Below are 23,637 nucleotides of genomic sequence, written 5' to 3'. Positions count from 1 at the left end.
CTGTCGATCCGCGCCTCTGGCGCGGGTCCGCAAACTGAAAGGGCGTTTCACCCCATGCTCGCCTATATGATCCGGCGGCTTCTCTACGTCATTCCCGTCGCCTTCGGCGTCAGCGTGATCTGCTTCATGCTGGTCCACATCGCGCCGGGCGATCCCCTGACCGCCGTCATGCCGATCGACGCGACGGCCGAGCAGCAGGCCGCCATGCGCGCCGAATACGGCTTCGACCGCCCGTTGCCGGTGCAGTTCGGCATATGGCTCGGCAACGCGCTGCAGGGCGATCTCGGCTCGTCCATCGCCACAGGTAGGCCGGTGGCCGCCGAGGTGCGGCGGGCGGTCGGCAACACGCTTATCCTCGCCTTCACCGCCTCGCTGATCGGCTTTCCGCTCGGCATCTTCTTCGGCTTCGTCGCCGGCACCTTCAAGGACACGCTGATCGACCGCGCGGTGACGGCACTGGCGATCACCGGTGTCTCTGTCCCAAACTACTGGCTCGGCATCGTCCTCGTCGCGGTCTTCTCGGTCACGCTAGGCTGGCTGCCCTCGACGGGAGCAGGGCCGGGCGGTTCGACGGCGTGGGCCTGGGACATCGAGCATCTGCGCTTCATTCTGCTGCCGGCGATCACCCTCGCCGTCGTCCCCATGGGCATCGTCACGCGCACGGTCCGGGCGCTCGTCGGCGACATCCTTTCCCAGGATTTCGTCAGCGCACTCGAGGCCAAGGGTCTCTCGGGCACCGGTGTTCTGCGCCATGTGATCCGCAACGTCACGCCGACGACGCTCTCGGTGGTCGGCCTGCAGCTCGGCTATCTCCTCGGCGGCTCCATCCTGATCGAGACGGTGTTCAACTGGCCGGGGACCGGCTTCCTGTTGTCAAACGCGATCTTCCAGCGCGACCTGCCGCTCCTGCAGGGCACGATCCTCGTCCTCGCCCTGTTCTTCGTCTTCGCCAATCTCCTCGTCGATCTCGCCCAGCCGCTGGTCGACCCGCGCATCAAACGAGGCTGACGAACGATGTCCGACACCTCGACGACGACCCTTGGACGGGCCGAAGGCCGTGTCGCCGGCCACGCCGCGGCCGAACAGGCACCGGCCAGATCGAAGGGCTACTGGAGTGGCGTCGGCTCGCGGCTCCTGCGCGATCCGGTGGCGATGCTCTGCGCGGCGCTGCTCGGCCTGTTGCTGCTCGCCGTGATCTTCGCGCCCTATCTGCCGCTGGCCGACCCTTTCACCGGCTCGATGATCTCGCGGCTGAAGCCGCTCGGCACGCCGGGCCATCTTCTGGGAACCGACGAACTCGGCCGCGACATGCTCGCCCGCCTCATCTATGGCGGCCGCCTGACGCTGATGCTCGGGCTCTTGCCGGTGATCTTCGCCTTCGTCATCGGCACCGGTCTTGGTGTCGTCGCCGGCTATGTCGGCGGCTGGCTGAACACGGCGATCATGCGCACCGTCGACGTCTTCTTCGCCTTTCCCTCGATCCTTCTGGCGATCGCCATCTCGGGCGCGCTCGGCGCCGGCATCGTCAATTCGCTGGTCTCGCTGACGATCGTCTTCGTCCCGCCGATCACCCGCGTCGCCGAAAGTGTCACGGCCTCGGTGCGTTCGCTCGAATATGTCGACGCGGCGCGGATCTCCGGCGCCCATCCGCTGACGGTCGTCAGGGTGCATGTCCTCGGCAACGTCATGAGCCCGATCTTCGTCTATGCGACGAGCCTCACCAGCGTCTCGATGATCCTCGCGGCCGGGCTGTCGTTCCTCGGTCTCGGCGTGAAGCCGCCCGAGCCGGAATGGGGGCTGATGCTGAACACGCTGCGCACGGCGATCTACATCAATCCGGTGCTCGCCGCGCTGCCGGGGGCGATGATCTTTCTCACCTCGCTCTGCCTCAACCTGCTTTCCGACGGCCTCCGCTCGGCCATGAACATCAAGGATTGAGCCGATGACGACGAGCGAAAATTCCGTCGCACGGGCAGCCCCCGGGAATGTCCAGGCCGCCGATCGCGGTGGGCCCGCCCAGCCGCTGGTGATCGCCCGCGACCTCAAGCGGCACTTTCCGGTGCGCAAGGGCATCTTCAACCGCAAGGCCAGCGCGGTGCGGGCGGTCGACGGCATCTCCTTCACGGTGAGAAAGTCCGAGACCCTCGGCATCGTGGGGGAATCGGGCTGCGGCAAGTCGACGACCGCCCGGCTTCTCGTCGGCCTGATCGGCCTCGACGAGGGTGATCTCATCTTCGACGGCGAGAAGCTCGGCGAAGAGCTGTCCCTCAACGATCTGTGGAGCGGCGTCCAGATGGTGTTCCAGGACAGCTACGCCTCGCTCAATCCGCGCCTGACGATCGAGGAGACCATCGCCTTCGGGCCGAAGATGCGCGGCGTCGCGGCGCCGGAAGCCCGCCGGCTCGCCCACGAGCTTCTGGAGCGCGTCGGCCTCGCGCCGGCGCGCTTTGCCGGCCGCTATCCGCACGAACTCTCGGGCGGCCAGCGCCAGCGGGTGAACATCGCCCGCTCGCTCGCCATGAAGCCGCGGCTGATCATCCTCGACGAAGCCGTCTCGGCGCTCGACAAGTCGGTGGAGGCCCAGGTTCTCAACCTGTTGCGGGAACTGAAGGCGGAGTTCGACCTCACCTTCGTCTTCATCTCCCACGATCTCAACGTCGTGCGCTACGTCTCGGACCGCATCATGGTCATGTATCTCGGCGAGGTCGTCGAGATCGGTCCCGTCGATGCGATCTGGAACCACCGGGCTCATCCCTACACCCAGGCGCTCTTCGCCGCGATGCCGTCGATGGATCCGGACAACCGCACGCAGGTGCCGCCGCTCGCCGGCGATCCGCCGAACCCGATCGACCCGCCGTCAGGCTGCCGGTTTCACACCCGCTGCGGGTTTGCCGAGCCGGTCTGCGGGACGCGCAAGCCGCGCGTCGTCGCAGTGAGAGGCGATGCGGGCCACGAAGCGGCCTGCCACATGCTGGACGGTCAATCCGGGCACTCGAAGGCCGGCGAGACCGGTGAGGTCCGCAAGGAGCTTGGCGAGGTATGAGCGAAGCGACGAAAGGTAATCTTCTCGACATCTCGAACCTGACCGTGCGCTTTCACGGCGAGCGCACGGTGCATGCCATCAACGGGCTCGATCTCACCCTGAAGCCGGGCGAGATCCTGACCATTCTCGGCGAATCGGGATCCGGCAAGTCGGTGACGCTGAAGGCGCTGTTGAAGCTTCTGCCGAAAAAGCGCAGCGAGATCAGCGGGGCGATGCATGTGGACGGCGTCGATGTTCTGGCGCTGAAAGGGCAGGCGCTTTCGGCCTATCGCGGCAAGACGGTCTCGATGATCTTCCAGGAGCCGGCCCTCGCGCTCGATCCGGTCTACACGATCGGCGATCAGATCGCCGAAGCGGTGATGCGCCACGAGAAGGTCTCGCGCAAAGAGGCGCTGGCGGTCGCTCTCGACATGCTGAAACGGGTGCGCATCCCTTCTGCCGAGAGCCGGCTCAAGAATTACCCCCACGAAATGTCGGGCGGGATGCGCCAGCGGGCGATGATCGCGCTGGCGCTCGCCTGCAAACCCGACCTGCTGCTCGCCGACGAGCCGACGACGGCGCTCGACGCGACGGTGCAGATCCAGGTGCTCCTGCTTCTGCGCGAGCTGCAGCGCGAATTCGGCATGGGGATCATCTTCGTCACCCACGACATCGGCGTCGCGGTGGAGATCTCCGACCGGATCGCCGTCATGTATGCCGGCAATGTCGTCGAGGAGGGAACGGTGGCCGAGATCATCAAGGATCCGCGCCATCCCTATACGCAAGGGCTGCTTGCGGCGAACCTGCACGATGCCGATCGATCTCAGACGCTCGCCTCGATCCCGGGCTCGCCGCCCCCCCTCGACGAAAAGCCCGATCACTGTTCCTTCGCGCCGCGCTGCGCCCATGCCCGCGATCGCTGCTACGCTGCTCTGCCGCCGGTGCATCGCCCCGGTCCGGGACGCCGGGTCGCCTGTATTCTGGAAGACGCCAGCGACCCGGCTGAAAAGCCTGGCGCAATGGCCGAGATCCACTGACGCCATTTGAGGACAATGATCTCATGCTGATCGAACACGATCCCGTTCGCGCCTTCATGCCGTACCCGCCGGTTGCGGTCGAGACTGCCCCGGACGGGCCGCTGGCCGGACTGAGCTTTGCCGTCAAGGACCTCTTCGACGTCAGCGGCTATCGCACCGGCTGCGGCTGCCCGCTGCGCCTGGCGATGAGCGATGTGAAGAGCGACACGGCGCCGTCCATCCGGATGCTGCTCGACGCCGGCGCCAGCTTCAAGGGCAAGACCCACACGGACGAGCTCGCCTGGTCGCTCTACGGGCTGAATCCGCATTTCGGCACGCCGATCAATCCGGCGGCGCCGGACCGGATCCCGGGCGGTTCCTCGTCCGGGTCGGCGTCTGCCGTCGCGGCCGGCCTCGTCGACTTCGCCATCGGCACCGATACCGGCGGCTCGGTGCGCGCGCCGGCGAGCTTCTGCGGTCTGTGGGCCCTGCGCCCCACCCATGCCCGGATCAGCCTCGCCGGCTGCATGGAATTGGCCGGCAGCTTCGACACCTACGGCGTCTTCGCTCGTGATTCTGAAACGCTGTCGCGCGTTCTCGGCGTCGTCTGCGCCGAGGATCCGGTGCCGCTGCCCGAGGATGTCAGGCTCCTGCGGCCGACCGACATGGCGGCCCGTCTCGCGCCCGAACAGAAGGGCGTCTACGACGCCGTCTTCGGCGGCCTGGCGGCAGAGGAGGTGAGCGTCTATCCCGCCGGAGGCGTCGAGCCGCTCTACGACGCCTTCCGCATCCTGCAGGGAGCCGATGCCAGGCGCGCGGTCGTGCCGTTCATCATGTCTTCCGGCATGCCGCTGACCGCCGGCATCGACGAACGCTCGGCCGCTGCCCAAAGGCTCACCGACGACGAGGAGGCGAAGGGCAACGCCGTGCGAACGGCATTCCGTGCGGGGATGGACGATCTTCTGGGGTCCGACGGCGTCCTGCTCGTTCCGGCCGTCCACGACGCCCCGTTCCGTCTCGATGCGGGCCGGGACGTCTTCGACAGCTTCCGCCACGACGCGATGCGGCTTCTCTGCGTCGCCGGCATGAGCGGCCTTCCGCAGGTGGTGTTTCCCGCCGGTACGGTGGACGGTGCGCCCTATGGCCTGTCGATGATCGGGCCGCGGGGCTCGGATCTGTCGCTGGTCAGGCTGGCCGGCAGACTGTTCGGCGCAATCGCGCGGCCGTCGGCGAAGATCGTCGCCCTGAAGCCGGCCTGACCTCAGTGGGACAGTGCCCGGGCGACAAGGCGGGCGGTTGCCCGAACCGGGGCGATGACGGGAATGGACAGGCGGTCGGTCAGCATCTCGGCAGCCTCGGCCAGCGGCCCGCCGCCGATGATGACGGCCTCGGCGCCAAGCTCGTCGCGGGCCTGCCGGCAGGCCTCCTCAAGCCGCTCTGCAAGACGGGCGGGCGAACGGACGAGCGCCTGGGGATCGCCGCTGGTCAGAACCGTGCCGAGGAAGAGATCGGACAGACCGGAAAGCCGAACGCGTTCCGCGATCGCCGCGACGAGGCCTGGTGTCGTGGTGGCGACGGCGAAGCGGCGGCCGCCTTCGCCGGCCTCGGCAAAGCTTGCCTCGCCGAGACCCGTGACGGCGCGATCGGGGAAGCGGGCTCTCACGGCCTCGATCCCCGGATCGCCGAAGGCCGCGACGATGATGGCGTCGGCGTCGCCGCGCTCGGCAAGCGTCCTCGCCATGGCGGCGACCGCCTCGGCGCCGATGGCAAGGCCGGCTTCATCGACGATCATGGCTGGTCCGAAAGGCGCGGTGAGGCCGGCAATATGGAGATCGGGCGCTTCGCGTCCGGCAATCGCCGTCATTGCCTCGGTGGTCGCTCGGGAAGTGTTCGGATTGAGAAGATAGACCGTCATCGGGACCGGGCACCAAAAAGGCGAGGGCGTCACTTGCGAAAAGGCGGGCCGTGCTCCGAAGGCACGGATTTCGACCGCCATCATGGCGGAGCCAACGCTTCGAAACCAGCCAGAGGGACAAAGGATATTCGATGAGCGATCCGATCGAGATGAAGCTGGCCGCGATGGGCCTCGAACTGCCGAAGAGTTCACCATCGAGGGCGAATTTCCTGCCCTTCAAGCAGGCCGGCAAGCTTATCTTTCTCGCCGGCCAGATCTGCGAATGGGAGGGCAAGCCGCAGGTCTTCGGGCAGGTCCAGCCGGACTACGATCTCGCAGCCGCCAAGAAGGCCGCTGAAATGTGCGCCCTCAACCTTCTCTTCAACATCCGGGCGGCCGCCGGATCGCTGTCGCAGGTTGCGAGCGTCGTGAGGCTCGGCGGCTTCGTCGCCGCGCCGCCGGGTTTTGGGGAAGGGCCGGCGATCGTCGACGGGGCGTCCGAACTCTTTATCGCCCTTTATGGCGATGCCGGCCGTCACGCCCGAACGGCCGTCTGCGTCTCTTCGCTTCCGGCCAATGCGCTCGTGGAAGTCGATGCGATCGTCGAATTGCGGTGACGATCTCGCCACCGTCCGCGCCAGAGCCGTGTCGATCAGCATGTCACGGCTGGCAGGTTGCGGTGATACAATAGGTCAGAGCATCGGCCCAAAAATCGGAATCGATTTTTGGAAAGCACGATGCGTGGATTCAATAGGTTAGAGCGTCCTTTGTGCGTCCGCTCGGACGCACGGCGCGCTAAAGGACGGCAGCCATCCGGTCGCAGGCCGCGGCGACCATCTCGGTCTTGCGGGCGATGCACATGCGCACGTAGTTGATCGTGCTCCTGCCGAACATGCCGCCCGGCGCAAGGCCGACATGGGCCGTCGAGACGAGATCGAGGCAGATTTGACGGGCATCGACGCCCTCGGGCGCCAGCGGGAAGAACGCATACATTCCGCCCTGCGGGATTTCCGGCAGGCGGATGGCGTTTGACGCGCCGAGGCGTTCATAGGCGACGTCGAGGCCGGCGATGCACCGATCGCGCATCGCGAGAGCATAATCCTCGCCGTTGCGCAGCGCTTCCAGGGCACCGGCCTGAACGAAAGGCGAGGTGCCGCTGTTCACATACTGCGTCACCGCCCGGATGGCCGGCGCGACCGAGGCGGGATGGTTCAGCCAGCCGACCCGCCACCCGGTCATCGCCCAGGCCTTGGAAAAGCCGTTGATGCAAAGGGCCAGATCTTCGTCGCCGGCATGCTGCAGCAGCGAGGGGGCCGCCCGGCCGCTTCGGCTCAAACGGTTGTACATCTCGTCGCTGATGATCCATATCCCGGTCCGCCGCGAGAAGGCGACGAGGGCCTCGAGTTCTTCGTGGCTGGCGCACCAGCCGCACGGGTTGGACGGCGTCGAGAAGACGATGGCCCGGGTCCGCGCGTCGCAGGCGTCGAACAGGCGATCGAGGTCGAGGGACCAGCGTCCGTCGGCCATGTCGAGCGCGACGGGGCGGGCCTCGGCGCCGCTCAGCTGGATCGAATGGCGGATGTTGGGCCATTGCGGCTCGACATAGACGGCGTTCGTGCCCGGCTCGAGGACCAGCGACAAGGCCAGATGCACGGCCTGCATGCCGCCGGGCGTGATGGTCGAGCGATCGATGCCGAGATCCAGCCCGTGCAGCTTCGACTGGTAGGCCGCAAGCTCCGCCGAAAGCGCCGGATGGCCGGCCATCTGCGGAACGTAGAACGTCTCGCCACGCTGAAGGCTCTCGGTCGCGGCCTGGCGGATCGGCTCCGGTGTCACCACGTCGCTTTCGCCGTACCACAGGCGGATGACGTCTTCGATCTCGCCCGCCTTTTCGGCGAGGAGGGCGATATTGTCCGTCTCGACGTCTGCGACCGCGCCGCGCACATGGGCAAGGGCTGTGTTCTCGGCGATGGCCAACCGTTTCATGTCATGCGTTCCGGTTCGAAGGGGTGGAGTGGTTCAAGGGGGCGGGTCCGTTCGACCCGAGATCGAAATAGAGCCCTGCCATCAGGCCGAGAGCCTCATGGGCAAGTGCGATCGGGAGATGCTCGTTCGGCGCGTGCTGCAGGCAGCCGGGATAGGAATGCGGGATCCAGATCGTCGGCAGCTTCAGGTCGCGCGCGAAGATATCGTTCGGGAGCGAGCCGCCGAGATTGGGCAGGATCGCCGGAGCCGCGCCCGTCGTCAGTTCGAGCGAGCGGGCGATCCGGTGGACCCAGGGGTGGTCCGGATCGAGGCGGGTGGCAAGGAAGATCGCGTCATGGGGCTCATGGACGACCACCTTCCCGAAGCCGGCGTCGTCGAGGGCCCGGCGCACCGCGGGAACGACCGCGTCGACGTCGACCCCCACGGGGAAGCGGAGCTGCAGCCTTGCGCGGGCGCGCGGGGGAATGGCGTAGAGCGGCTGGGCGAGACTGCCGCACTCCATCTCCATGACCTCGAAGCTCGACCAGGCGAAGACCTTCTCCTCGCTCGTGAGGCCCGGTTCTCCCCACCACGGCTCGATCTGCGGATCGCCTGCGAGCGGCGTCACCTTCAGTTTCGACAGCGCCGCGCGGACATTCGCCGGGATCTCTTCCGGCATCAGTTCGGCGACGCGGATCTCGCCGCTCCGCCCGATCAGCGCGGTGATGGCATGGGCCAGTTCGACGCCGGGATTGCTGAGCAGACCGCCCCAGTTGCCGGAATGCTGAAACTGGTCGCGGGCGATGATCTCGATGTAGAACGAGACCCCGCCACGCGCGCCCAAGAACAGCGTCGGACGGTCAAGAGCAAGACGTGGTCCGTCGGAGGCGATGAAGACGTCCGCCTTGAGGGCATCGGCGTGTTCGGCGCAGATTTCCCTGAGGCCGAGCGAACCTGATTCCTCGCCCATCTCGATCAGGTATTTCAGATTGAAGCCGAGCCGGCCGCGGGTCGCAATGACCGCCTCGAGGGCTGCGAGATTGACGCTGTGCTGGCCCTTGTTGTCGGCGGTGCCGCGACCGTACCAGCGGCCGTCGCGTTCGGTGAGGGTGAAGGGGTCGAGCCCGTCGTCCCAGCCGTCCAGCCCGGCGACCACGTCGCCATGGCCATATTGCAGCACCGTCGCAAGATCCGGGCTTTCGATCCGCTCGGCGAGAAGGCATGGACCCGGCGCGAGGGGATGTTCGAGGAGACGCGTCGTGAAGCCGAGCCGCTGGAATAGCGGGATCATCTCCTCGTCGAGATAGCGCGAGAGCTCGGGCGCGAGCTCCGCGACGCGGCTGGCGCTCGGGATCGCGACACGGCGGGCGAGTGCCGCGCGGAAGCTGCCGTCGGATATGCCTTCCTGGGCGCGGGCGATGGCGGTTTCACGGCTCATGCTGCCAGCTCCCGGCCGGTGAGATCGAGGTCGTAGTGGCAACGGACCTCGCCGGCGCCGATCTGGCGCAGCAGCGGGCGCTCCGCTGCGCATTTTTCGGTGGCAAACGGGCATCTCGTGCGAAAGACGCAGCCCGATGGCGGATCGGAGGGATCGGGCAACTCGCCTGGGATCGGATGCAGACTGCGGTCCTTTGCGTCGAGATCGGGCGCCGCATCGATGAGAAGGCGGGTATAGGGGTGGCGTGGGCGCCGGAAGATCGCATCCGTCGGCGCGAGCTCGACGAGCTCGCCGAGATAGACGACGCCGATGCGGTCGGCCATCAGGCGTACGACCGGCAGATTGTGGGTGATGAACAGGCTCGTCAGATGGAGCCGCGCCTGCAGATCCCGCAACAGATCGAGGATCTGCGCCTGGACGGACACGTCGAGCGCGCTCGTCGGTTCGTCGAGGATGAGGAAGTCCGGCTCGCCCGCCAGCGCCCGGGCTATCGAGATGCGCTGGCGCTGCCCGCCGGAGAAGGCCTGCGGGAATTTCGCCCCGTCGGCTTCCGACAGCCCGACCTGGGTCAGAAGTTCGCCGACCCTTGCGCTCACGGCATTCTTCGGCCGCAGCCTATGGGTGCGGATCGGCTCGGCGACGATGTCGTGGACGCGCCAGCGCGGATTGAGCGAGGAGAACGGATCCTGGAAGATCATCTGCTGGCGGGTCTTTTCCGCCCGACCGATCTCGCCGCCGGTGGGCGCCATCAGGCCGGCAGCGATGCGGGCAATGGTGGACTTGCCGCAGCCTGACTCGCCGACGAGCCCCATCACCTCGCCCTTGCGAATGGTAAAGCTTACCTCGCGTACGGCCTGGAGGCTCTTCGGCTGGCGTCCGAACAGCTTCTCGATCAGCGAGGCGCGGCCGCCATAGGCCTTCGATACCGAGCTCAGCGTCAGAACTTCGTGGCCGCTCATGGTTGCGCCTCCCGGTGGAGCGGAAAATAGCAGGCGGCGGCGCGGCCGCCCGCATCGGCCAGCGGCGGCGGTGTCTGGCGGCATATGTCCTGTGCCCGGCCACAGCGGGGATGGAAGGCGCAGCCGGAGGGGGCTGCGCCGATCCCCGGCATGGAACCTGGTATCGCCCGGACACGCATGACGCCGGTTTCGTCCGGGGCCGGCGTCGCCTGCATCAGGCCGGCGGTGTAGGGGTGCAGGGGCTCCGTGACCAAGGCTTGCGTCTTCGCGGTCTCGATCAGCCGCCCGGCGTATAGAACGGCCACCCGGTCCGCCATCTTGGCGATGACGCCGAGATCGTGGGTGATCAGCATCATCGCGGTGCCGGTTTCCTCATGCAGGTCGCGCAACAGCTGCAGCATGTGAGCCTGGACCGAGACGTCGAGCGCGGTGGTCGGTTCGTCGGCGATCACGAGGTCGGGCTCGGCGCACAGGGCAAGCGCGATGACGACGCGCTGGCGCTGGCCGCCGGACAGTTCGTGGGGGGCGGCGGCAAAGACCCGGGCCGGGTTTGGCAAGCCGGTGCGGGTGAGCCAGGAGATCGCCCGCTCGCGCGCCTCGCTGCGGCTGACGGGCAGGTGCCGGCGCATCGTGTCGGTGAGCTGCCGGCCGATGGTGAGGACCGGATTGAGCGAGGTCATCGGATCCTGAAAGATGAAGCCGACCCGCTTGCCGCGCACCCGCCGCATCTGGCGGGGGGTGAGCCGATCGAGCCGGTCGCCGGCCAGTGTGATCGTGCCGCCGGAGCGCCGCAGCGGCGGCACCAGAAGGTCGACGATGGCGACACCCGTCATCGATTTGCCGGCGCCGCTTTCGCCGACGATGCCGAGCACTTCGCCTGGAGCGATGTCGAAGGACACCTTGTCGAGCACGGGCAGGTCGCGCTCCGTGCGGGAAAGCACGACGCTGAGATCACGGACTTCGAGGAGCGGGGCGGTCACGAGCGCCCCCTGATCTTCGGATTGAAATGATCGCGCAGATGGTCGCCCAGCACGTTCACGGCGATCACCAGAACCACCAGAAGGAGGCACGGCCAGACCGAGATCCACCATTCGCCCGATTGCAGGAAGGCATTGCCGTTGCGGATCAGCGAGCCGAGCGAGGGATAGGTGGCGGGAATGCCGATGCCGAGAAAGCTCAGCGTCGCCTCGGTGATGATCGCGATGCCCAGATTGATGGTCGCGATCACCAGAACCGGCGCCATCACGTTGGGCAGGATGTGGCGGATGAGGATCGCGGTGTTGGTTCGGCCGGTGACACGGGCGGCGGCCACATATTCCTGCTCCCGTTCGATCATCACACTGGAGCGGATGGTCCGGGCGTACTGGACCCAGAAGGCGATACCGATCGAGACCGTGACGATGGCAATGGACATTTCGTTCGATCGACCCCGGCCGAGAGCGGCCGTGGCGATGCCGTCGATGACCATGGCAAGAAGCAGGGCGGGGTAGGCGAGCTGGACATCGGCAAGGCGCATGATCGCGGCGTCGATGCGCCCGCCGACGAAGCCGGAAAGAAGGCCGAGGGCGCCGCCGAGCACGAGCCCGATGACCACCGAGATGCCGCCCACCATGATCGACGTGCGCAGGCCGTAGGCCATCGCGGTCAAGAGGTTGCGACCCTGGTCGTCGGCACCCAGCGGCATGGCGGCGGTGCCGCCATCCATCCAGACGGGCGGGCTGAAGGCGTCGAGGATGGACATGCCGGCCATCGAGAAGGGATCGGCCGAAAACAGCGGCACGACGAAGGCGTAGGCGATGAAGAGGAGGATGAGCACGGCCGCGCAGATCGGCCCCGGTCGCCCGCGCAGGGCCTCGATGAGACTTCTCATGCCCGCCCCTTGCGCAGACGCGGGTCGAGAAGCGGGTAGCTCAACTCGACGAAGAGATTGATGATCATGAACACCGCCCCGACGAAGATCAGATAGATGGCAATGACGGGAATGTCGGCGGACTGCACCGACTGCAGGAACAGCGATCCCAGTCCGGGCCAGGCAAAGACGCCTTCGGTGACGACCGAGAAGGCGATGACGTTGCCGAGCTGCAGGGCGAGCATGGTAATCGTGGGAAGGAGGGCGTTGCGCATCGCGTAGGAGAACCAGACTGTCCGCTCGCTCAGGCCCCGGGCCCGGGCAAAGCGGATGTGTTCGCTCTGCCCCACCTCGAGAAGCTGGGTGCGCAGCATTCGGATGACGAAGGTCACCTGGAAGGCCGCAAGGGTGATGGCGGGCAGGATGATCGCCTGCCAGCCCGACACGGTCAGAAGGCCGGTGGTCCAGCCGCCGAGATCGACGGTGTGGCCGCGCCCGAAGGAGGGAAACCAGCCGAGTTGCACCGAGAAGATCGCGATCAGAAGGACGCCGACGACGAAGTTCGGCAAGGTGATGCCGGCGATCGAGACGAGCATGACGCCTCTGGAAACGACGCTGTTCGGCTTGACGCCGCAGACGATCCCGAGCGGAACGCCGACGAACAGCGTCACCAGGAGGCTGACGAAGGCGAGTTCGATGGTGGCGGGAAGTCGCGCGGCGATCATCGCGCCGACGCCTTGCTGGGTGCGGTAGGAAAGGCCGAAGTCGCCGTGCAGCATGCCCCACAGAAAATGCAGGAAGCGCCCCAGCATGGGCTGGTCCAGCCCGAGGCGGAGGATCAGCTCCTGGCGCTCGGCAAGGCTCGCCTCTGGCGGCAACAAGATGCCGAGCGGGTCGCCGAGCGTCGCAACGAGAAGAAAGGCGATGAAGCTGATGACGAGCAGCACCAGCAGGGTCTGCAAAATGCGCCCGACGGTATAGATAATCATGCGGCCTCTTGGGCGGCGAGGCGCAGGAGGAAGTCGGTACAGGCCGCCATCTGCTCGATGGCGATGCTCTCGTCGGGCTGATGGGCGTCGGCGATCGAGCCCGGCCCGATGACGACCGCGGGCATTCCCGCAGCGGCGAAGATCCCGGCTTCCGTCCCGTAGGGCACGGCGCGCGCTGCCTTGCGACCGAGAAGGGAAAGCAGTTTCGCCTCGAGCGCCGCGTCGCCGGTGGGAGCGAGCGGCGGAATGCGGGCGAGGATGTCCGTCCGTATCCCGGCGCCGGGCGATACCGCCTTCATTTCAGGTTCGAGCGCATCGGCCCTGGCCTTCATGCGGCCGAGGACGCGCTCGGCGCTGTCGCCGGGAACAAGCCGCATTTCCCAGAAGAACTTGCAGTGCTCGGCAAGGATGTTGCCGTGGCTGCCGCCTTCGATCTGATTGACCTGGATGGTGGAGAAGGGCGGGTCGATGCCTTCGACCGTCGGCCCCGATCGCATCTCCCGGGAGATCTGATTGATCTCATGGACGATCTCGGCCGCGATCATGACCGCGTTGACGCCGCTATCGGGTTGGGAGGAATGCGCCGGCTTGCCGGTGACATAGGTCCAGCCGATAGTGCCGCCCTTGTGGGCGGTGACGAGATCCATCTGCGTCGCTTCGCCGATGACGGCGAGGGACGGCGTGGCGTTTGCGCCGAGCCACTCGGCCATCGGGCCGACACCCGTGCAGCCGACTTCCTCGTCATAGGAGAAGGCAAGGTGGATCGGCCGTGTCAGGTTCATTCTGGCAAAGTGGGGGAGGGCCGCCAGACAGCAGGCGAGAAAGCCCTTCATGTCCGTCGCGCCGCGCCCGACGAGGCGATCGTCGATGCTGCGGAGCGTCCACGGGTCACCGGTCCAGCTCTGGCCGGTGACCGGCACCACGTCGGTATGGCCGCTGAGGACCAGGCCACCCGGCGCCTCGGGTCCGATGGTGACGAGAAGGTTCGCCTTCGCACCATCCGGATCGAGAAAGCGGCGGCAGGACGCGCCGTGCGTGCCAGCGAGCGCCTCGATGTGAGCGACGAGCTCGAGGTTCGAAACGTCGCTGACCGTCGGAAAGGCGATCAGTTCACCGAGATGCCGGGTGAAATCGGCGTCGAAGCTCATTTCGAGACCGTGAACCAGGCCAGCGGGTAGGAGAGATCGGCCTGCTGCACCACATCGACGCCGTCACGCACGCCCCACAGGATCTGCAGCTGGTGGATCGGGATGGAGGTGTTGCTCTTCTTCAGGATGGTCAAAGCCTCTTCCAGAAGCTTGGAGCGCTTCTGCTGATCTCTTTCGGCGCCGATCTCTGTCGTCAGCCGATCCAGTTCCGGATCCGAGTAGCCGCCGATATTGAAGGCGCCCCGTCCGCTTTTGGGATCGCGGGTGGTGGCGATGGTCGCCAGGAACTGATGCGCGTCGTAGGTGTAGGGCGAATAGCTCAGCATCGCGAAGGACGTGTCGTAGCCCGGAGGGTTGATCTGCTGAGCCCAGCGGGCCGTCGCCTGCGCCCGGGGCGTGACGCGGATGCCGATCTGCGAGAGGAACGAGCCGACCGCCAGGCACGTGGCCTCGTCGTTCATGAAACGGTCGTTGGTGCAGTCGAGCGTCACGTCGAAGCCGCTGTCGTAGCCGGCTTCTTTCATGAGCTCTTTGGCCTTGGCGAGATCGGGCTTGTTGGGGGCGTTGAGTTCGGGCGTCGAGCCCTCGACCTCGTTGGCGATCGGCAGCCCCACGGGGGTCGAATAGCCGCGCATGACCCTCTTCTGGATCGCCTTGGTATCGATCGCGAGTTTCATCGCCTCGCGAACCTTGGGGTTCTTGAACGGATTGCCCTCGACGCCGCCGCCATGGATCAGCGTGTCACGGGCGACATCGGGCTGAAGATAGACCGTGCGAAGGTCGGATGTCGCCTCGATGCGCAGGCCGTCGGCCTTTTCGATCCGGCTGGCGTCCTGCGGAGGGACACCGTCGATCATGTCGACCTCGCCCGTCAGCAGCGCCGAGACCCGGGTCGAGGGGTTGGCGATGACGTAGAACGTCGCCTTGTCGACGTTTCCGTCCATCTTGCCCCACCAATCCTTGTTGGCGGTGAAGACCGTCTTCACGCCGGGATCGCGCGCGGAGATGACATAGGGGCCCGTGCCGACGGCGTTGCGATTGGCATAGCTTTCCGTCGAATTGTCGGCCTGGCCCGGCTCGACCGCGCCATTTTCCTTGGCCCAGTCGCTATCCATCATGAACCAGTTGACGATCTGCTTCGGCAGGATCGGATCGATGGACTTGGTCTTGAGACGGACGGTGTAGTCGTCGACCTTCTCGATCGCTGTGACTTCGGACAGGTGCGACTTCATCCCGCCCTTCTTCGCCCGCTCGAAGGAGAAAACCACGTCGTCGGCGTTGAAGGCGTTGCCGTTCGAGTACTTGACGCCCTTTCGCAGCTTGAATTCCCAGGTCGTGTCGTCGACCTGCTTCCACTCCGTCGCCAGCACCGGCTGAATGGACAGGTCCTTTCCCCGGGTCACGAGCGGCTCGTAGACATTGCGCAGAACGGCAAAGACCAGGGTGTTGGAGATTGCGTGCGGGTCCAGCGTATAGGCGTCGAGCGGGCCGGCGAACTTGAACTCCGCCGCCTGCGCAGCTGGCGTCATGGCCAAGAGCGCGGCAAGGGCAGGGGCCATCAAAACGGAGGTGTGCCTGAGTTTCATTCCTGTCCCACTCCATGTCGCCGACGCGAATTTGCCAGCTCTGTTTGGATGCCTTCGATCGGGCCTGCCTCCGCCGCGCTTGTCTGCGCTGACGCCGGCTTCTGATCGTTTGATCAAATGAGAAGACCATCGACTTAGGCAAAGATCAAGACGGCTGCTGGATTTTCATCGCGTTGATCTGCATGAACTTTGTGCAGTCTGCGTGCCGAATTGGCGGAGCGGGTATGGGTGCCCGAGACGCGCGGGCAGGACCGGCGAATTGCACGCAGCAACCCGCCTGTTGGTCGTTTCCGAGCGGCCGCCGCACATCCGGTGCGGTGACTGCTTTTCACTGATGGTCGAATGGTCAGGACGAACGCAGGTCGGCGCGACCGAGAGCCAGCTCGTATTCGCCAAGCGGCAGGGGCGACGTCGCCCTGTCAGTCTTCGCCGGGGAAGTTTGCCTTCAGCCGAAGCGCTCAATCCGGAAGGATTGCCGTCGCCTCGATCTCGACCAGCGCCTCGGGTTCGACGAGGTCGGATACCTGGACGAGGGCCATCGCCGGATAGTGGCGCCCGAAGGTGCGGGAGTAGACGGTGCCGAGTTCGGAGAGCGAGGCCCGGTAGGTCGGGATGCTTTTGACGTACCAGGTCAGCCGGGCGATGTGTTCGGGGCGACCGCCAGCCTCGGCGACGACGGCGAGGACGTTCTTCAGGGTCTGCTCGACCTGCGGGATGAAGCCCTCGGCGAAAGTCTCGGTCTCGTCCCAGCCGATCAGTCCGCCGGTCAGAACAAGGCGGCCACGACCCATCATGCCGTTGGCATAGCCACGCGGCCGCTTCCACCCGGACGGCTGCAGGACGGTCAGTCCTCCCTCAACGGCTTTGGTGTCTCCGGGGGTGCCATCCATTGCGTCGGCAGGCTTGGTCACAGTCACGCGGTCTCTCCTTGGATTTCGTGTTCGAGCTCGGCCTGCTGGCGCAGGGCAAAGCGCTGCAGCTTCCCGGATTCGGTTTTCGGAAGGGCGTCCACGAAGACGATCGAACGGGGATATTTATAGGGCGCAAGCTCACGCTTCACATGATCCTGCAGGTCCTTGGCCAGCTCGTCAGACGCTTCGAAGCCGCCTGCAAGCACGACATAGGCCTTGACGATCCGCCCGCGCTCGGCGTCCGGCGCGCCGACGACGCCGGTCTCCAGGACGGCGGGATGGGCGAACAGGGCCGCCTCCACCTCCGGGCCGGCGATGTTGTAGCCGGAGGAGACGATCATGTCGTCATTGCGGGCCTGAAACCAGAAATAGCCGTCCTCGTCCTCGACATAGGTGTCGCCGGTGACGTTCCAGCCCTTCTCGACATAGGCGCTCTGGCGCTCGTCGGAGAGATAGCGGCAGCCGATCGGGCCGCGCACGGCGAGCCTGCCGGGCGTGCCGCGCGGCACTTCCCGGCCTTCGCCATCAATGACCTTCGCCTCGTAGCCGGGCACGGGCCTGCCGGTCGCGCCGGGGCGGATCTCGTCTTCGCTGGCGGCGATGAAGATATGCAGCATCTCGGTCGCGCCGATGCCGTCCATCAGCTTAATGCCGGTCGCCTCCAGCCAGGCGTCGAAGGTGGGTTTGGGCAGGGTCTCGCCAGCCGAGACGCACTTCTTCAGGGACGAAAGGTCGTAGTCCTCGGCCTTCGCCAGAATCGCGCGATAGGCCGTCGGGGCCGTGAAGGAGATCGTCGCGCCATAATCGCCGATCGCCTTGGCGAGATCCGGCGGGCCGGCCTTTTCGAGGAGCACGGCCGAGGCTCCGACCCTGAACGGGAACAGAACGAGCCCGCCAAGGCCGAAGGTGAAGGCGAGCGGCGGCGAGCCGATGAAGACGTCGTCGGCATCCGCCTTGAGCACGTCCCTGGCATAGCAGTCGCAGATGATCAGAAGATCGCGGTGATAGTGGATCGTCGCCTTGGGCAGGCCGGTCGTGCCGGAGGTGAAGCCGAGGAGACAGGGATCGTCCGCCCGTGTCGGGACGGCCGCGAACCGATCGGTCACGCCGTCCAGCAAGGCGCCGAGCTCGCCTCCGGCGGTGCCCGCCCAGGTCACGACCTGCGGCTTTTCGGCGGCGCCGGCCGCGGCCTTTTCCATCTCGGCGGCGAGCGTCGCGTCGCAGAGCGCCAGAGAGATCTTCGCCTTGTCGAGGATCTGCACCAGTTCGCGCGATCTCAGCAGCGGCATGGTGGCGACGACGATGCCGCCCGCCTTGATGACCGCCATGTAGAGCGCGACCTTCGTCGGGTTGTTGGCCGAGCGCAGCAGGACCCGGTTGCCCGAGACGAGGCCGAGCTTCCCGGTGAGGACGTTGGCCATCCGATCGATCATCCGGGCGAGATCGGCATAGGTCCATCGGACGCCGCCGGGGGCGAGCAGGGCCGGCCTGTCGCCGCGGCCCTCGGCGACGTGCCGGTCGACCAGCTCGACCGTGGCGTTCAGATGCTCGGGATAGGCCAGCCGGTCGAGATTGACGAAGTCCGGCAGGAGATGCGCCGGCGGCAGATTGTCGAGAACGAAGGTGTCGACATGGGACGTGCCGGGCATGGGCGCGCTCCTTAAGCGGGCTGCGAGAGGAGTTGGCGGGCGATGATGAGCTTCTGGACTTCGCTCGCGCCCTCGTAGATGCGAAGGGCGCGGATCTCGCGGTAGAGGGTTTCGGGCACCGAACCCGAGCGCACGCCTTCGCCGCCATGCAGCTGAACGGCGGCATCGATGACCTTTTGCGCGCTTTCGGTGGCGACCAGCTTGGCCATGGCCGCCTCGCGGGTGATGCGCGGCGCGCCGGCATCCCGCGTCCAGGCGGCCCGATAGACGAGCAGGGCCGAAGTATCGATGGCCGTCGCCATGTCGGCGAGGGCGGTCTGGGTCAGCTGCATGTCGGCCAGCGGCGCGCCGAAGAGCTTGCGGCCGCGGGTCCGCTCCATCGAGACGTCGAGGGCCCGGCGGGCAAAGCCGAGCGCTGCCGCGCCGACCGTCGAGCGAAAGACGTCGAGGGTCGCCATGGCGATCTTGAAGCCGGCGCCGGCCTCGCCGATCCGATTGGCGGCCGGGATGCGGCAATCGTCGAACCGCAGGCGGGCCAGCGGATGAGGGGCGATGGTATCGAGACGTTCAGCGATGGTCAGACCGGGCGTATCGGCGGGCACGGAAAAGGCGCTGAGCCCGCGGGCGCCGGCGGCTTCGCCGGTCCGGGCGAAGACCACGTAGTGGCCGGCGATGCCGCCATTGGAAATCCAGGTCTTCTCCCCGTCGAGACGCACCATGTCGTTGCCGACGGGCGCGGCCGCGAGCGCGATTTCGGCGACGTCGGATCCGGCCTCGGGCTCGGTCAGGGCGAAGGCGGCGATCGTCGTTCCGGCCCGCACACCGGGCAGGACGGACGCTTTCAGCGCGTCGCTGCCCGAAAGCGTCAGGGCGCCGGTGCCCAGCCCCTGCATGGCGAAGGCGAAATCGGCAAGGCCATCATGGCGCGCGAAGGTCTCGCGCAGGATGCAGAGGCTGCGCACGTCGAAGCGGCCGTCTTCGGGCGCAGCGTGAGCGAGAAAGCCGGCCTCACCCATCGCGGCGACAAGGCGCTGGCAGCTGCCGTCGACATCGTGGTGATCGACGAGCGCCGGCAGATGTTCGGCCGCCCAGGCGTCGGCTTTGGCTGCGAGTTCGCGGTGCCGCGGCTCGAAGAAGGGCCAGGCGAGGAAGCTTGTATCCGCCACGGCCTCAGTTCCCCATGAAGACGGGTTTCTGCTTGGCGGCAAAGGCCTCGAAGGCGCGGCGGAAATCGCCGGTCTTCATGCACAGCGCCTGGGCGATGGCTTCGGCATCGATCGCCTCCTCGACGCCCATCGCCCACTCCATCTGCAGCATCTTCTTGGTGACGGAGTTGGCATAGGTCGGCCCTTCGGTCAGCGCCTTCGCCAATTCCGTCGCAGCGTCCAGCGCGCCGTCCCTGTCGGTCAGACGATTGAAGAAGCCCCAGCGCTCGCCCTCCTCGGCGCTCATGAAGCGGCCGGTATAGAGGAGTTCGGAAGCCCGGCCCTGGCCGATCAGTCGGGGCAGGATGGCGCAGGCGCCCATGTCGCAGCCGGCAAGGCCCACGCGGTTGAAGAGGAAGGCGACCTTCGCACCCGCAGCGCCTACCCGCATGTCGGATGCCATGGCGACGATCGCGCCGGCGCCGGCGCAAATGCCCTCGACCGCGGCGACGATCGGCTGCGGACAGGCGCGCATTTCCTTGACGAGATCGCCGGTCATGGTGGTGAAGGCGTGAAGCTCGGCTGCCTCCATCTTCGTCAGCGGCTCGATGATCTCGAAGACGTCGCCGCCGGAGGAAAAATTGCCGCCGGCCCCGGTGATGACGACAGCCGTCACCGCGTCTTCGAAGCGAAGCGCATGAAACGTGTCGCGCAGCTCGGCGTAGCTCTCGAAGGTCAGCGGGTTCTTCTTCTCGGGCCGGTTCAGGGTCACCGTGGCGATGCCGCCCTCTATCGACAGGCGGAAATGCTCCGGGGTGAAATCCTTCAGCGGGGCGGTGATGGCGTTCTGTCGCTTCATCGGTCCTGTCCTGGCTCGGCCGTCCGTTGTCCGCGCGCAATGGCGGTGTGGACGGAATGTTTCAGATCGCCCAGCTGCGACCAGAGCGCCTTCTGCTCTTGCGCCGGCAGCTCGGCGAGAAGCTCGGCGACCCAGTCGCTGTGGGCGGAGGCCATCCTGGCGAAGACGGAGCGGCCATGCTCGGTCAGGCGTACGATCGCGGCCCGGCGATCGCGCTCGGAGACCTGGCGCTCGATCAGGCCTTCCTGCACTAGCCGCTCGACGAGGCCGGTGACATTGCCGTTGGAGACCATCATGCGCCGGGACAATTCGCCGAGGAGGACCCCGTCGGGGGCGCGTTCGAGCTGGGCCATCAGATCGAAACGCGGCAGGGTGGTGTTGAAATTTTCACGCAGGCGTTTGCGGATCTCCGCCTCGATCAGCGTCGCGCAGGTGAGCAGGCGCAGCCACAGCCGCAGTTCGACACGGTGATGCTGGGGGCTTTCGTCGACCTTGGATTCGGCGTCGATATGCTCGCGTTGGGGCGCCCGAGCGGTGGTCATATCTCGCCTCCCGCAACCGATATCGCCTGGCCGGTGATGGCGCCGGCGCCGTTGCCGGCGAGCCAGACCACGCAGTCGGCGACTTCGTCCGGCCGGATCAGCCGTCCGAGCGGATTGACCTTGGTGAAATCCTTCAGGATCTCCTCGCGGCTTCGCCCGGTCTTCTCCTCGAGCTTGTCCAGCGATCCGTCCATCAGGTCCGTATCGGTATAGCCGGGGCAGACGGCATTCACCGTGATGCCCGCCGAAGCCAGTTCCAGGGCCAGCGCCCGGGTCAGGCCGACGGCGGCGTGCTTGGCGGCGGTGTAGGCACCGACATAGCCATAGCCCTTGAGGCCGGCCGTCGAGGCGACGGTGACGATCCGGCCGCCGCCTTTCGCCTTCATCGCCGGCACGACTGCGCGGATGGCGGTCAGAACCGGCTCGACATTCAGGGCCATCATCCGGCGCAGTTGATCGACACCGAGCCGCGACAGGGGCGCGGTCTCGACACCGCCGGCATTGTTGACGAGAACGTCGATCGGGCCGCGTGCTTCGGCCGCTTCGCCAAGCGCTTTCATAAGATCGGCTTCGTCGGTAATGTCTGCGACGACAAAGCCGGCCGCGCCGATCGCGCGCATGCCGCGCTCGGCGCTCTCGCGGCTGCGCCCGTGAACAGTGACCTTGTCACCGGCCGCAACGAACGCCGCGGCGATCGCCTGGCCGATGCCGCGCGAGGAGCCGGTGACGAGGACATGACGGGGAGACGAAGCTGAGGCCATCGGGATGTTTCCGGGTAATTTCTTTTAACCTTAAACTATCTTGTCGCTCTTCGGCAAGCAATGCCAGAGCTTAGGCACAGGGCCCGAGGATAACACAACTTTGCGTTCCGCGGTCCGGCGCCCTTGATGCGCGGAAACAGCCGGAACGGGTCTCGGCGACGCCCGGATGCGGAGTTCGTCCTGGCCACTGCGGACGCCGTCTGCTGGCGAGGGAAAAGGGGATGTCAGCGGGCGCGGGACATGCGCTTTTCGAGCATCGAGACCAGTCGGACGGCCGGCCACAGGATGATCAGATAAAGCAGCGCTGCCGCGATCAGGGGCGAGGGATTGGCGGTCAGGGCCTGTGCGTCGGTGGCCTGCTTGAGGAGGTCGGGCATCGCCACGACCGAGGCTAGCGAGGTGTCCTTGGCGATCGCGACGCAGTTCGAGGTGTGGGGCGGAATCGCGATCCGCAGCGCCTGGGGCAGGATGACCTTCCACAGGATCGCCGGAAAATGCAGGCCGAGGGAGCGGGCCGCCTCGGTCTGTCCGTCGGGGATCGCCTGGACGCCGGAGCGAAACACTTCCGCCGTGAAGGCCGACAGGACGAGCGACAGCGCAAAGACGGCCGAGACGAAGGACGACAGCCGAATGCCGAGGAATGGCAGGGCGTAATAGACGAGGACGAGCACGACCAGGATCGGCAGGGCCCGGAAAATATCGATGATGGCGACGGCCAGATAGTTGAGCGGCGCCGGCGCGTAGAGTCGGACGATGCAAAGGCCGATCCCGACGATCGAGCCGATGATCAGCGTCGTGACGGCGAGGTAGAGCGTGTTTTCGAGGCCCGCCAGGAGCATCGGAAAGACCCGCAGCATCACACCGGTATTGAAGAAGGTGTCGAGAAAATTCATCGCCGCTCGCGTTTCGATGGGGTTGTCGTGGCCAAGCTCGGCCGGGTGGGCCGCCGGCCATGGCGGCGACCCACGCGATCAGCGATATGGCCGGGAGACGATGACAGCGTCGCTCGGTTGCGGATCAGGATTGACGCCGCTGCCGTCCGATGACGGGCGTGTTCCGACCAAGGGAGCCTTACTGGGCGGTCGGGATCGGCAGCACGTCGACGGTCGACGTTCCCTTGTCGGGCGCGGCGCCGAGCCACTTCTCGTGCAGCTTCGCCATGGTGCCGTCGGTCTTGATGGCGCTGATGGCGTCATTGACCTTCTGAAGCAGCGGCGAGTTCTTCGGTAGCATGATGGCGAAACGATCGCCGGTCTGGATGCGCGCCGCGATCTGGAGCTGAGGCAGCTGCTTCATCGCAAACTGAAAGCTGCCGATGTCGCTGACGCCGCCGTCGACCCTGCCGTTCTGTACGTCGAGCAGAAGGTTCTGGAAGGTGTCGTAACCCTTGAAGTCGCCGAAGCCGTATTTCTCCTGATTGGCTTTGACCCAGGTCTCGCCGGTCGATGTGGAAAGCGCGCCGACGGTCTTGCCCTTCATGTCTTCCAGCGACTTCACGTCGGAGCCGACCTGGGTCACGAGAGCCAGGTCGCTGTCGTAATAGCCCTGGGTGAAGGACTGGTTCTGCAGGCGATCATTGGTGATCGAAATGGTCGAGATGGCCATGTCGATGCGGCCGGAGGCCGTCGCGGCAAAGAGCGCCTGGAAGCCGAGATCCTGAAAGTCGACGTCGTCGCCGAGCCGCTTGGCAATTTCCTTGACGAGGTCCACCTCGAAGCCCTCGAATTCGCCGGTCTCGGTCTTGACCTCCCAGGGCGGGTTGGCCGGATAGGCGCCGACCGTCAGCGTGTCGGCAGCTGCCAGCTGCGGTGCGCCGGTTGCGGCCGCTGCAAGGCCGAAGGCCAGGAGAAATGTCTTCAAGGAATGCATGTCGACCTCGTTGTCCGGACAGTTGGGATGACGGT

At 66.4% G+C, this 23,637-nt stretch carries 23 protein-coding genes; 6 read left to right on the top strand and 17 right to left on the bottom strand.

The window, feature by feature from the left end:
* Positions 1 to 54: 54 nt before the first annotated feature.
* Genes J6595_RS03250 through J6595_RS03230 form a run of 5 tightly spaced genes read left to right on the top strand, consistent with a single transcriptional unit; the run spans position 55 to position 5,297 of the window.
* Complete coding sequence (locus J6595_RS03250) at positions 55 to 1,008, top strand: ABC transporter permease (protein ID WP_209593030.1); 954 nt, start codon at positions 55 to 57, stop codon at positions 1,006 to 1,008.
* 6 nt (positions 1,009 to 1,014) lie between these two features.
* On the top strand, positions 1,015 to 1,938 hold the full coding sequence (locus tag J6595_RS03245; protein WP_209593029.1) for an ABC transporter permease: 924 nt from the start codon (positions 1,015 to 1,017) through the stop codon (positions 1,936 to 1,938).
* 4 nt (positions 1,939 to 1,942) lie between these two features.
* Positions 1,943 to 3,043, top strand: a complete 1,101-nt coding sequence (locus J6595_RS03240) for an ABC transporter ATP-binding protein (RefSeq protein WP_209593028.1) — start codon at positions 1,943 to 1,945, stop codon at positions 3,041 to 3,043.
* Positions 3,040 to 4,059, top strand: coding sequence for an ABC transporter ATP-binding protein (locus J6595_RS03235; protein WP_209593027.1), 1,020 nt, complete (start codon positions 3,040 to 3,042; stop codon positions 4,057 to 4,059). The genes J6595_RS03240 and J6595_RS03235 overlap by 4 nt, the downstream gene beginning before the upstream one ends.
* 23 nt (positions 4,060 to 4,082) lie before the next feature.
* Positions 4,083 to 5,297 (top strand): amidase, encoded by a 1,215-nt coding sequence (locus J6595_RS03230; protein ID WP_209593026.1) that lies wholly within the window; start codon positions 4,083 to 4,085, stop codon positions 5,295 to 5,297.
* A gap of 2 nt (positions 5,298 to 5,299) precedes the next feature.
* Here J6595_RS03230 and J6595_RS03225 read toward each other — a convergent pair whose 3' ends face one another.
* Positions 5,300 to 5,953, bottom strand: coding sequence for an aspartate/glutamate racemase family protein (locus tag J6595_RS03225; RefSeq protein WP_209593025.1), 654 nt, complete (start codon positions 5,951 to 5,953; stop codon positions 5,300 to 5,302).
* A gap of 131 nt (positions 5,954 to 6,084) precedes the next feature.
* Here J6595_RS03225 and J6595_RS03220 point away from each other — a divergent pair, with 131 nt between their 5' ends.
* Complete coding sequence (locus J6595_RS03220) at positions 6,085 to 6,549, top strand: RidA family protein (RefSeq protein ID WP_209593024.1); 465 nt, start codon at positions 6,085 to 6,087, stop codon at positions 6,547 to 6,549.
* 178 nt (positions 6,550 to 6,727) lie between these two features.
* Here the strand turns inward: J6595_RS03220 and J6595_RS03215 are convergent, their stop codons facing one another.
* The 16 genes from J6595_RS03215 to J6595_RS03140 form a co-directional block, all read right to left on the bottom strand.
* Positions 6,728 to 7,918, bottom strand: a complete 1,191-nt coding sequence (locus J6595_RS03215; protein ID WP_209593023.1) for an aminotransferase class I/II-fold pyridoxal phosphate-dependent enzyme — start codon at positions 7,916 to 7,918, stop codon at positions 6,728 to 6,730.
* A gap of 1 nt (position 7,919) precedes the next feature.
* Positions 7,920 to 9,335, bottom strand: coding sequence for a M20 family metallopeptidase (locus tag J6595_RS03210; RefSeq protein WP_209593022.1), 1,416 nt, complete (start codon positions 9,333 to 9,335; stop codon positions 7,920 to 7,922).
* Complete coding sequence (locus J6595_RS03205) at positions 9,332 to 10,294, bottom strand: ABC transporter ATP-binding protein (protein ID WP_209593021.1); 963 nt, start codon at positions 10,292 to 10,294, stop codon at positions 9,332 to 9,334. The genes J6595_RS03210 and J6595_RS03205 overlap by 4 nt, the downstream gene beginning before the upstream one ends.
* Positions 10,291 to 11,274, bottom strand: a complete 984-nt coding sequence (locus J6595_RS03200) for an ABC transporter ATP-binding protein (protein ID WP_342453073.1) — start codon at positions 11,272 to 11,274, stop codon at positions 10,291 to 10,293. The genes J6595_RS03205 and J6595_RS03200 overlap by 4 nt, the downstream gene beginning before the upstream one ends.
* Positions 11,271 to 12,164, bottom strand: a complete 894-nt coding sequence (locus J6595_RS03195) for an ABC transporter permease (protein WP_209593019.1) — start codon at positions 12,162 to 12,164, stop codon at positions 11,271 to 11,273. Before J6595_RS03195 ends, J6595_RS03200 begins: the two co-directional genes overlap by 4 nt.
* Positions 12,161 to 13,132, bottom strand: coding sequence for an ABC transporter permease (locus tag J6595_RS03190; protein ID WP_209593018.1), 972 nt, complete (start codon positions 13,130 to 13,132; stop codon positions 12,161 to 12,163). The genes J6595_RS03195 and J6595_RS03190 overlap by 4 nt, the downstream gene beginning before the upstream one ends.
* Positions 13,129 to 14,280: an acetylornithine deacetylase gene (argE, locus tag J6595_RS03185; RefSeq protein WP_209593017.1), complete on the bottom strand. Its 1,152-nt coding sequence runs from the start codon at positions 14,278 to 14,280 to the stop codon at positions 13,129 to 13,131. The genes J6595_RS03190 and argE overlap by 4 nt, the downstream gene beginning before the upstream one ends.
* On the bottom strand, positions 14,277 to 15,866 hold the full coding sequence (locus J6595_RS03180; RefSeq protein WP_209593016.1) for an ABC transporter substrate-binding protein: 1,590 nt from the start codon (positions 15,864 to 15,866) through the stop codon (positions 14,277 to 14,279). The genes argE and J6595_RS03180 overlap by 4 nt, the downstream gene beginning before the upstream one ends.
* A 458-nt stretch (positions 15,867 to 16,324) precedes the next feature.
* Positions 16,325 to 16,756 carry a RidA family protein gene (locus tag J6595_RS03175; protein ID WP_209593365.1) on the bottom strand — a complete coding sequence of 144 codons (432 nt, stop codon included), beginning with the start codon at positions 16,754 to 16,756 and terminating at the stop codon, positions 16,325 to 16,327.
* A 23-nt stretch (positions 16,757 to 16,779) separates the two neighbouring features.
* Positions 16,780 to 18,426 carry an AMP-binding protein gene (locus tag J6595_RS03170; RefSeq protein WP_209593015.1) on the bottom strand — a complete coding sequence of 549 codons (1,647 nt, stop codon included), beginning with the start codon at positions 18,424 to 18,426 and terminating at the stop codon, positions 16,780 to 16,782.
* Between the two features lie 11 nt (positions 18,427 to 18,437).
* Positions 18,438 to 19,592 (bottom strand): acyl-CoA dehydrogenase family protein, encoded by a 1,155-nt coding sequence (locus J6595_RS03165; RefSeq protein ID WP_209593014.1) that lies wholly within the window; start codon positions 19,590 to 19,592, stop codon positions 18,438 to 18,440.
* Positions 19,593 to 19,596: 4 nt separating this feature from the next.
* On the bottom strand, positions 19,597 to 20,430 hold the full coding sequence (locus J6595_RS03160) for an enoyl-CoA hydratase family protein (protein WP_209593013.1): 834 nt from the start codon (positions 20,428 to 20,430) through the stop codon (positions 19,597 to 19,599).
* The gene (locus J6595_RS03155) at positions 20,427 to 20,972 is read right to left on the bottom strand and encodes a MarR family winged helix-turn-helix transcriptional regulator (RefSeq protein ID WP_209593012.1); all 546 of its coding nucleotides are present in this window, start codon (positions 20,970 to 20,972) and stop codon (positions 20,427 to 20,429) included. The genes J6595_RS03160 and J6595_RS03155 overlap by 4 nt, the downstream gene beginning before the upstream one ends.
* The gene (locus J6595_RS03150) at positions 20,969 to 21,733 is read right to left on the bottom strand and encodes an SDR family NAD(P)-dependent oxidoreductase (RefSeq protein ID WP_209593011.1); all 765 of its coding nucleotides are present in this window, start codon (positions 21,731 to 21,733) and stop codon (positions 20,969 to 20,971) included. Before J6595_RS03150 ends, J6595_RS03155 begins: the two co-directional genes overlap by 4 nt.
* A gap of 224 nt (positions 21,734 to 21,957) precedes the next feature.
* Positions 21,958 to 22,626 carry an amino acid ABC transporter permease gene (locus J6595_RS03145; protein ID WP_209593010.1) on the bottom strand — a complete coding sequence of 223 codons (669 nt, stop codon included), beginning with the start codon at positions 22,624 to 22,626 and terminating at the stop codon, positions 21,958 to 21,960.
* A 178-nt stretch (positions 22,627 to 22,804) separates the two neighbouring features.
* Complete coding sequence (locus J6595_RS03140) at positions 22,805 to 23,602, bottom strand: ABC transporter substrate-binding protein (RefSeq protein WP_209593009.1); 798 nt, start codon at positions 23,600 to 23,602, stop codon at positions 22,805 to 22,807.
* Positions 23,603 to 23,637 lie beyond the last annotated feature (35 nt).

It is taken from the genome of Jiella mangrovi (assembly GCF_017815135.1).
Classification (GTDB): Bacteria; Pseudomonadota; Alphaproteobacteria; order Rhizobiales; family Rhizobiaceae; genus Jiella; species Jiella mangrovi.
This window is presented reverse-complemented; position numbering and strand designations above follow the sequence as displayed.

Bases quoted from the DNA above. Each gene is read 5' to 3' on its own strand.
- J6595_RS03210 (WP_209593022.1), bottom strand. From the start codon at position 9,335: ATGAGCCGTGAAACCGCCATCGCCCGCGCCCAGGAAGGCATATCCGAC.
- J6595_RS03225 (WP_209593025.1), bottom strand. From the start codon at position 5,953: ATGACGGTCTATCTTCTCAATCCGAACACTTCCCGAGCGACCACCGAG.
- J6595_RS03230 (WP_209593026.1), top strand. From the start codon at position 4,083: ATGCTGATCGAACACGATCCCGTTCGCGCCTTCATGCCGTACCCGCCG.
- J6595_RS03190 (WP_209593018.1), bottom strand. From the start codon at position 13,132: ATGATTATCTATACCGTCGGGCGCATTTTGCAGACCCTGCTGGTGCTG.
- J6595_RS03220 (WP_209593024.1), top strand. From the start codon at position 6,085: ATGAGCGATCCGATCGAGATGAAGCTGGCCGCGATGGGCCTCGAACTG.
- J6595_RS03175 (WP_209593365.1), bottom strand. From the start codon at position 16,756: ATGGATGGCACCCCCGGAGACACCAAAGCCGTTGAGGGAGGACTGACC.
- J6595_RS03195 (WP_209593019.1), bottom strand. From the start codon at position 12,164: ATGAGAAGTCTCATCGAGGCCCTGCGCGGGCGACCGGGGCCGATCTGC.
- J6595_RS03145 (WP_209593010.1), bottom strand. From the start codon at position 22,626: ATGAATTTTCTCGACACCTTCTTCAATACCGGTGTGATGCTGCGGGTC.
- J6595_RS03155 (WP_209593012.1), bottom strand. From the start codon at position 20,972: ATGACCACCGCTCGGGCGCCCCAACGCGAGCATATCGACGCCGAATCC.
- J6595_RS03240 (WP_209593028.1), top strand. From the start codon at position 1,943: ATGACGACGAGCGAAAATTCCGTCGCACGGGCAGCCCCCGGGAATGTC.
- J6595_RS03180 (WP_209593016.1), bottom strand. From the start codon at position 15,866: ATGAAACTCAGGCACACCTCCGTTTTGATGGCCCCTGCCCTTGCCGCG.
- J6595_RS03170 (WP_209593015.1), bottom strand. From the start codon at position 18,426: ATGCCCGGCACGTCCCATGTCGACACCTTCGTTCTCGACAATCTGCCG.
- J6595_RS03140 (WP_209593009.1), bottom strand. From the start codon at position 23,602: ATGCATTCCTTGAAGACATTTCTCCTGGCCTTCGGCCTTGCAGCGGCC.
- J6595_RS03215 (WP_209593023.1), bottom strand. From the start codon at position 7,918: ATGAAACGGTTGGCCATCGCCGAGAACACAGCCCTTGCCCATGTGCGC.
- J6595_RS03160 (WP_209593013.1), bottom strand. From the start codon at position 20,430: ATGAAGCGACAGAACGCCATCACCGCCCCGCTGAAGGATTTCACCCCG.
- J6595_RS03250 (WP_209593030.1), top strand. From the start codon at position 55: ATGCTCGCCTATATGATCCGGCGGCTTCTCTACGTCATTCCCGTCGCC.
- J6595_RS03235 (WP_209593027.1), top strand. From the start codon at position 3,040: ATGAGCGAAGCGACGAAAGGTAATCTTCTCGACATCTCGAACCTGACC.
- J6595_RS03245 (WP_209593029.1), top strand. From the start codon at position 1,015: ATGTCCGACACCTCGACGACGACCCTTGGACGGGCCGAAGGCCGTGTC.
- argE (WP_209593017.1), bottom strand. From the start codon at position 14,280: ATGAGCTTCGACGCCGATTTCACCCGGCATCTCGGTGAACTGATCGCC.
- J6595_RS03205 (WP_209593021.1), bottom strand. From the start codon at position 10,294: ATGAGCGGCCACGAAGTTCTGACGCTGAGCTCGGTATCGAAGGCCTAT.
- J6595_RS03150 (WP_209593011.1), bottom strand. From the start codon at position 21,733: ATGGCCTCAGCTTCGTCTCCCCGTCATGTCCTCGTCACCGGCTCCTCG.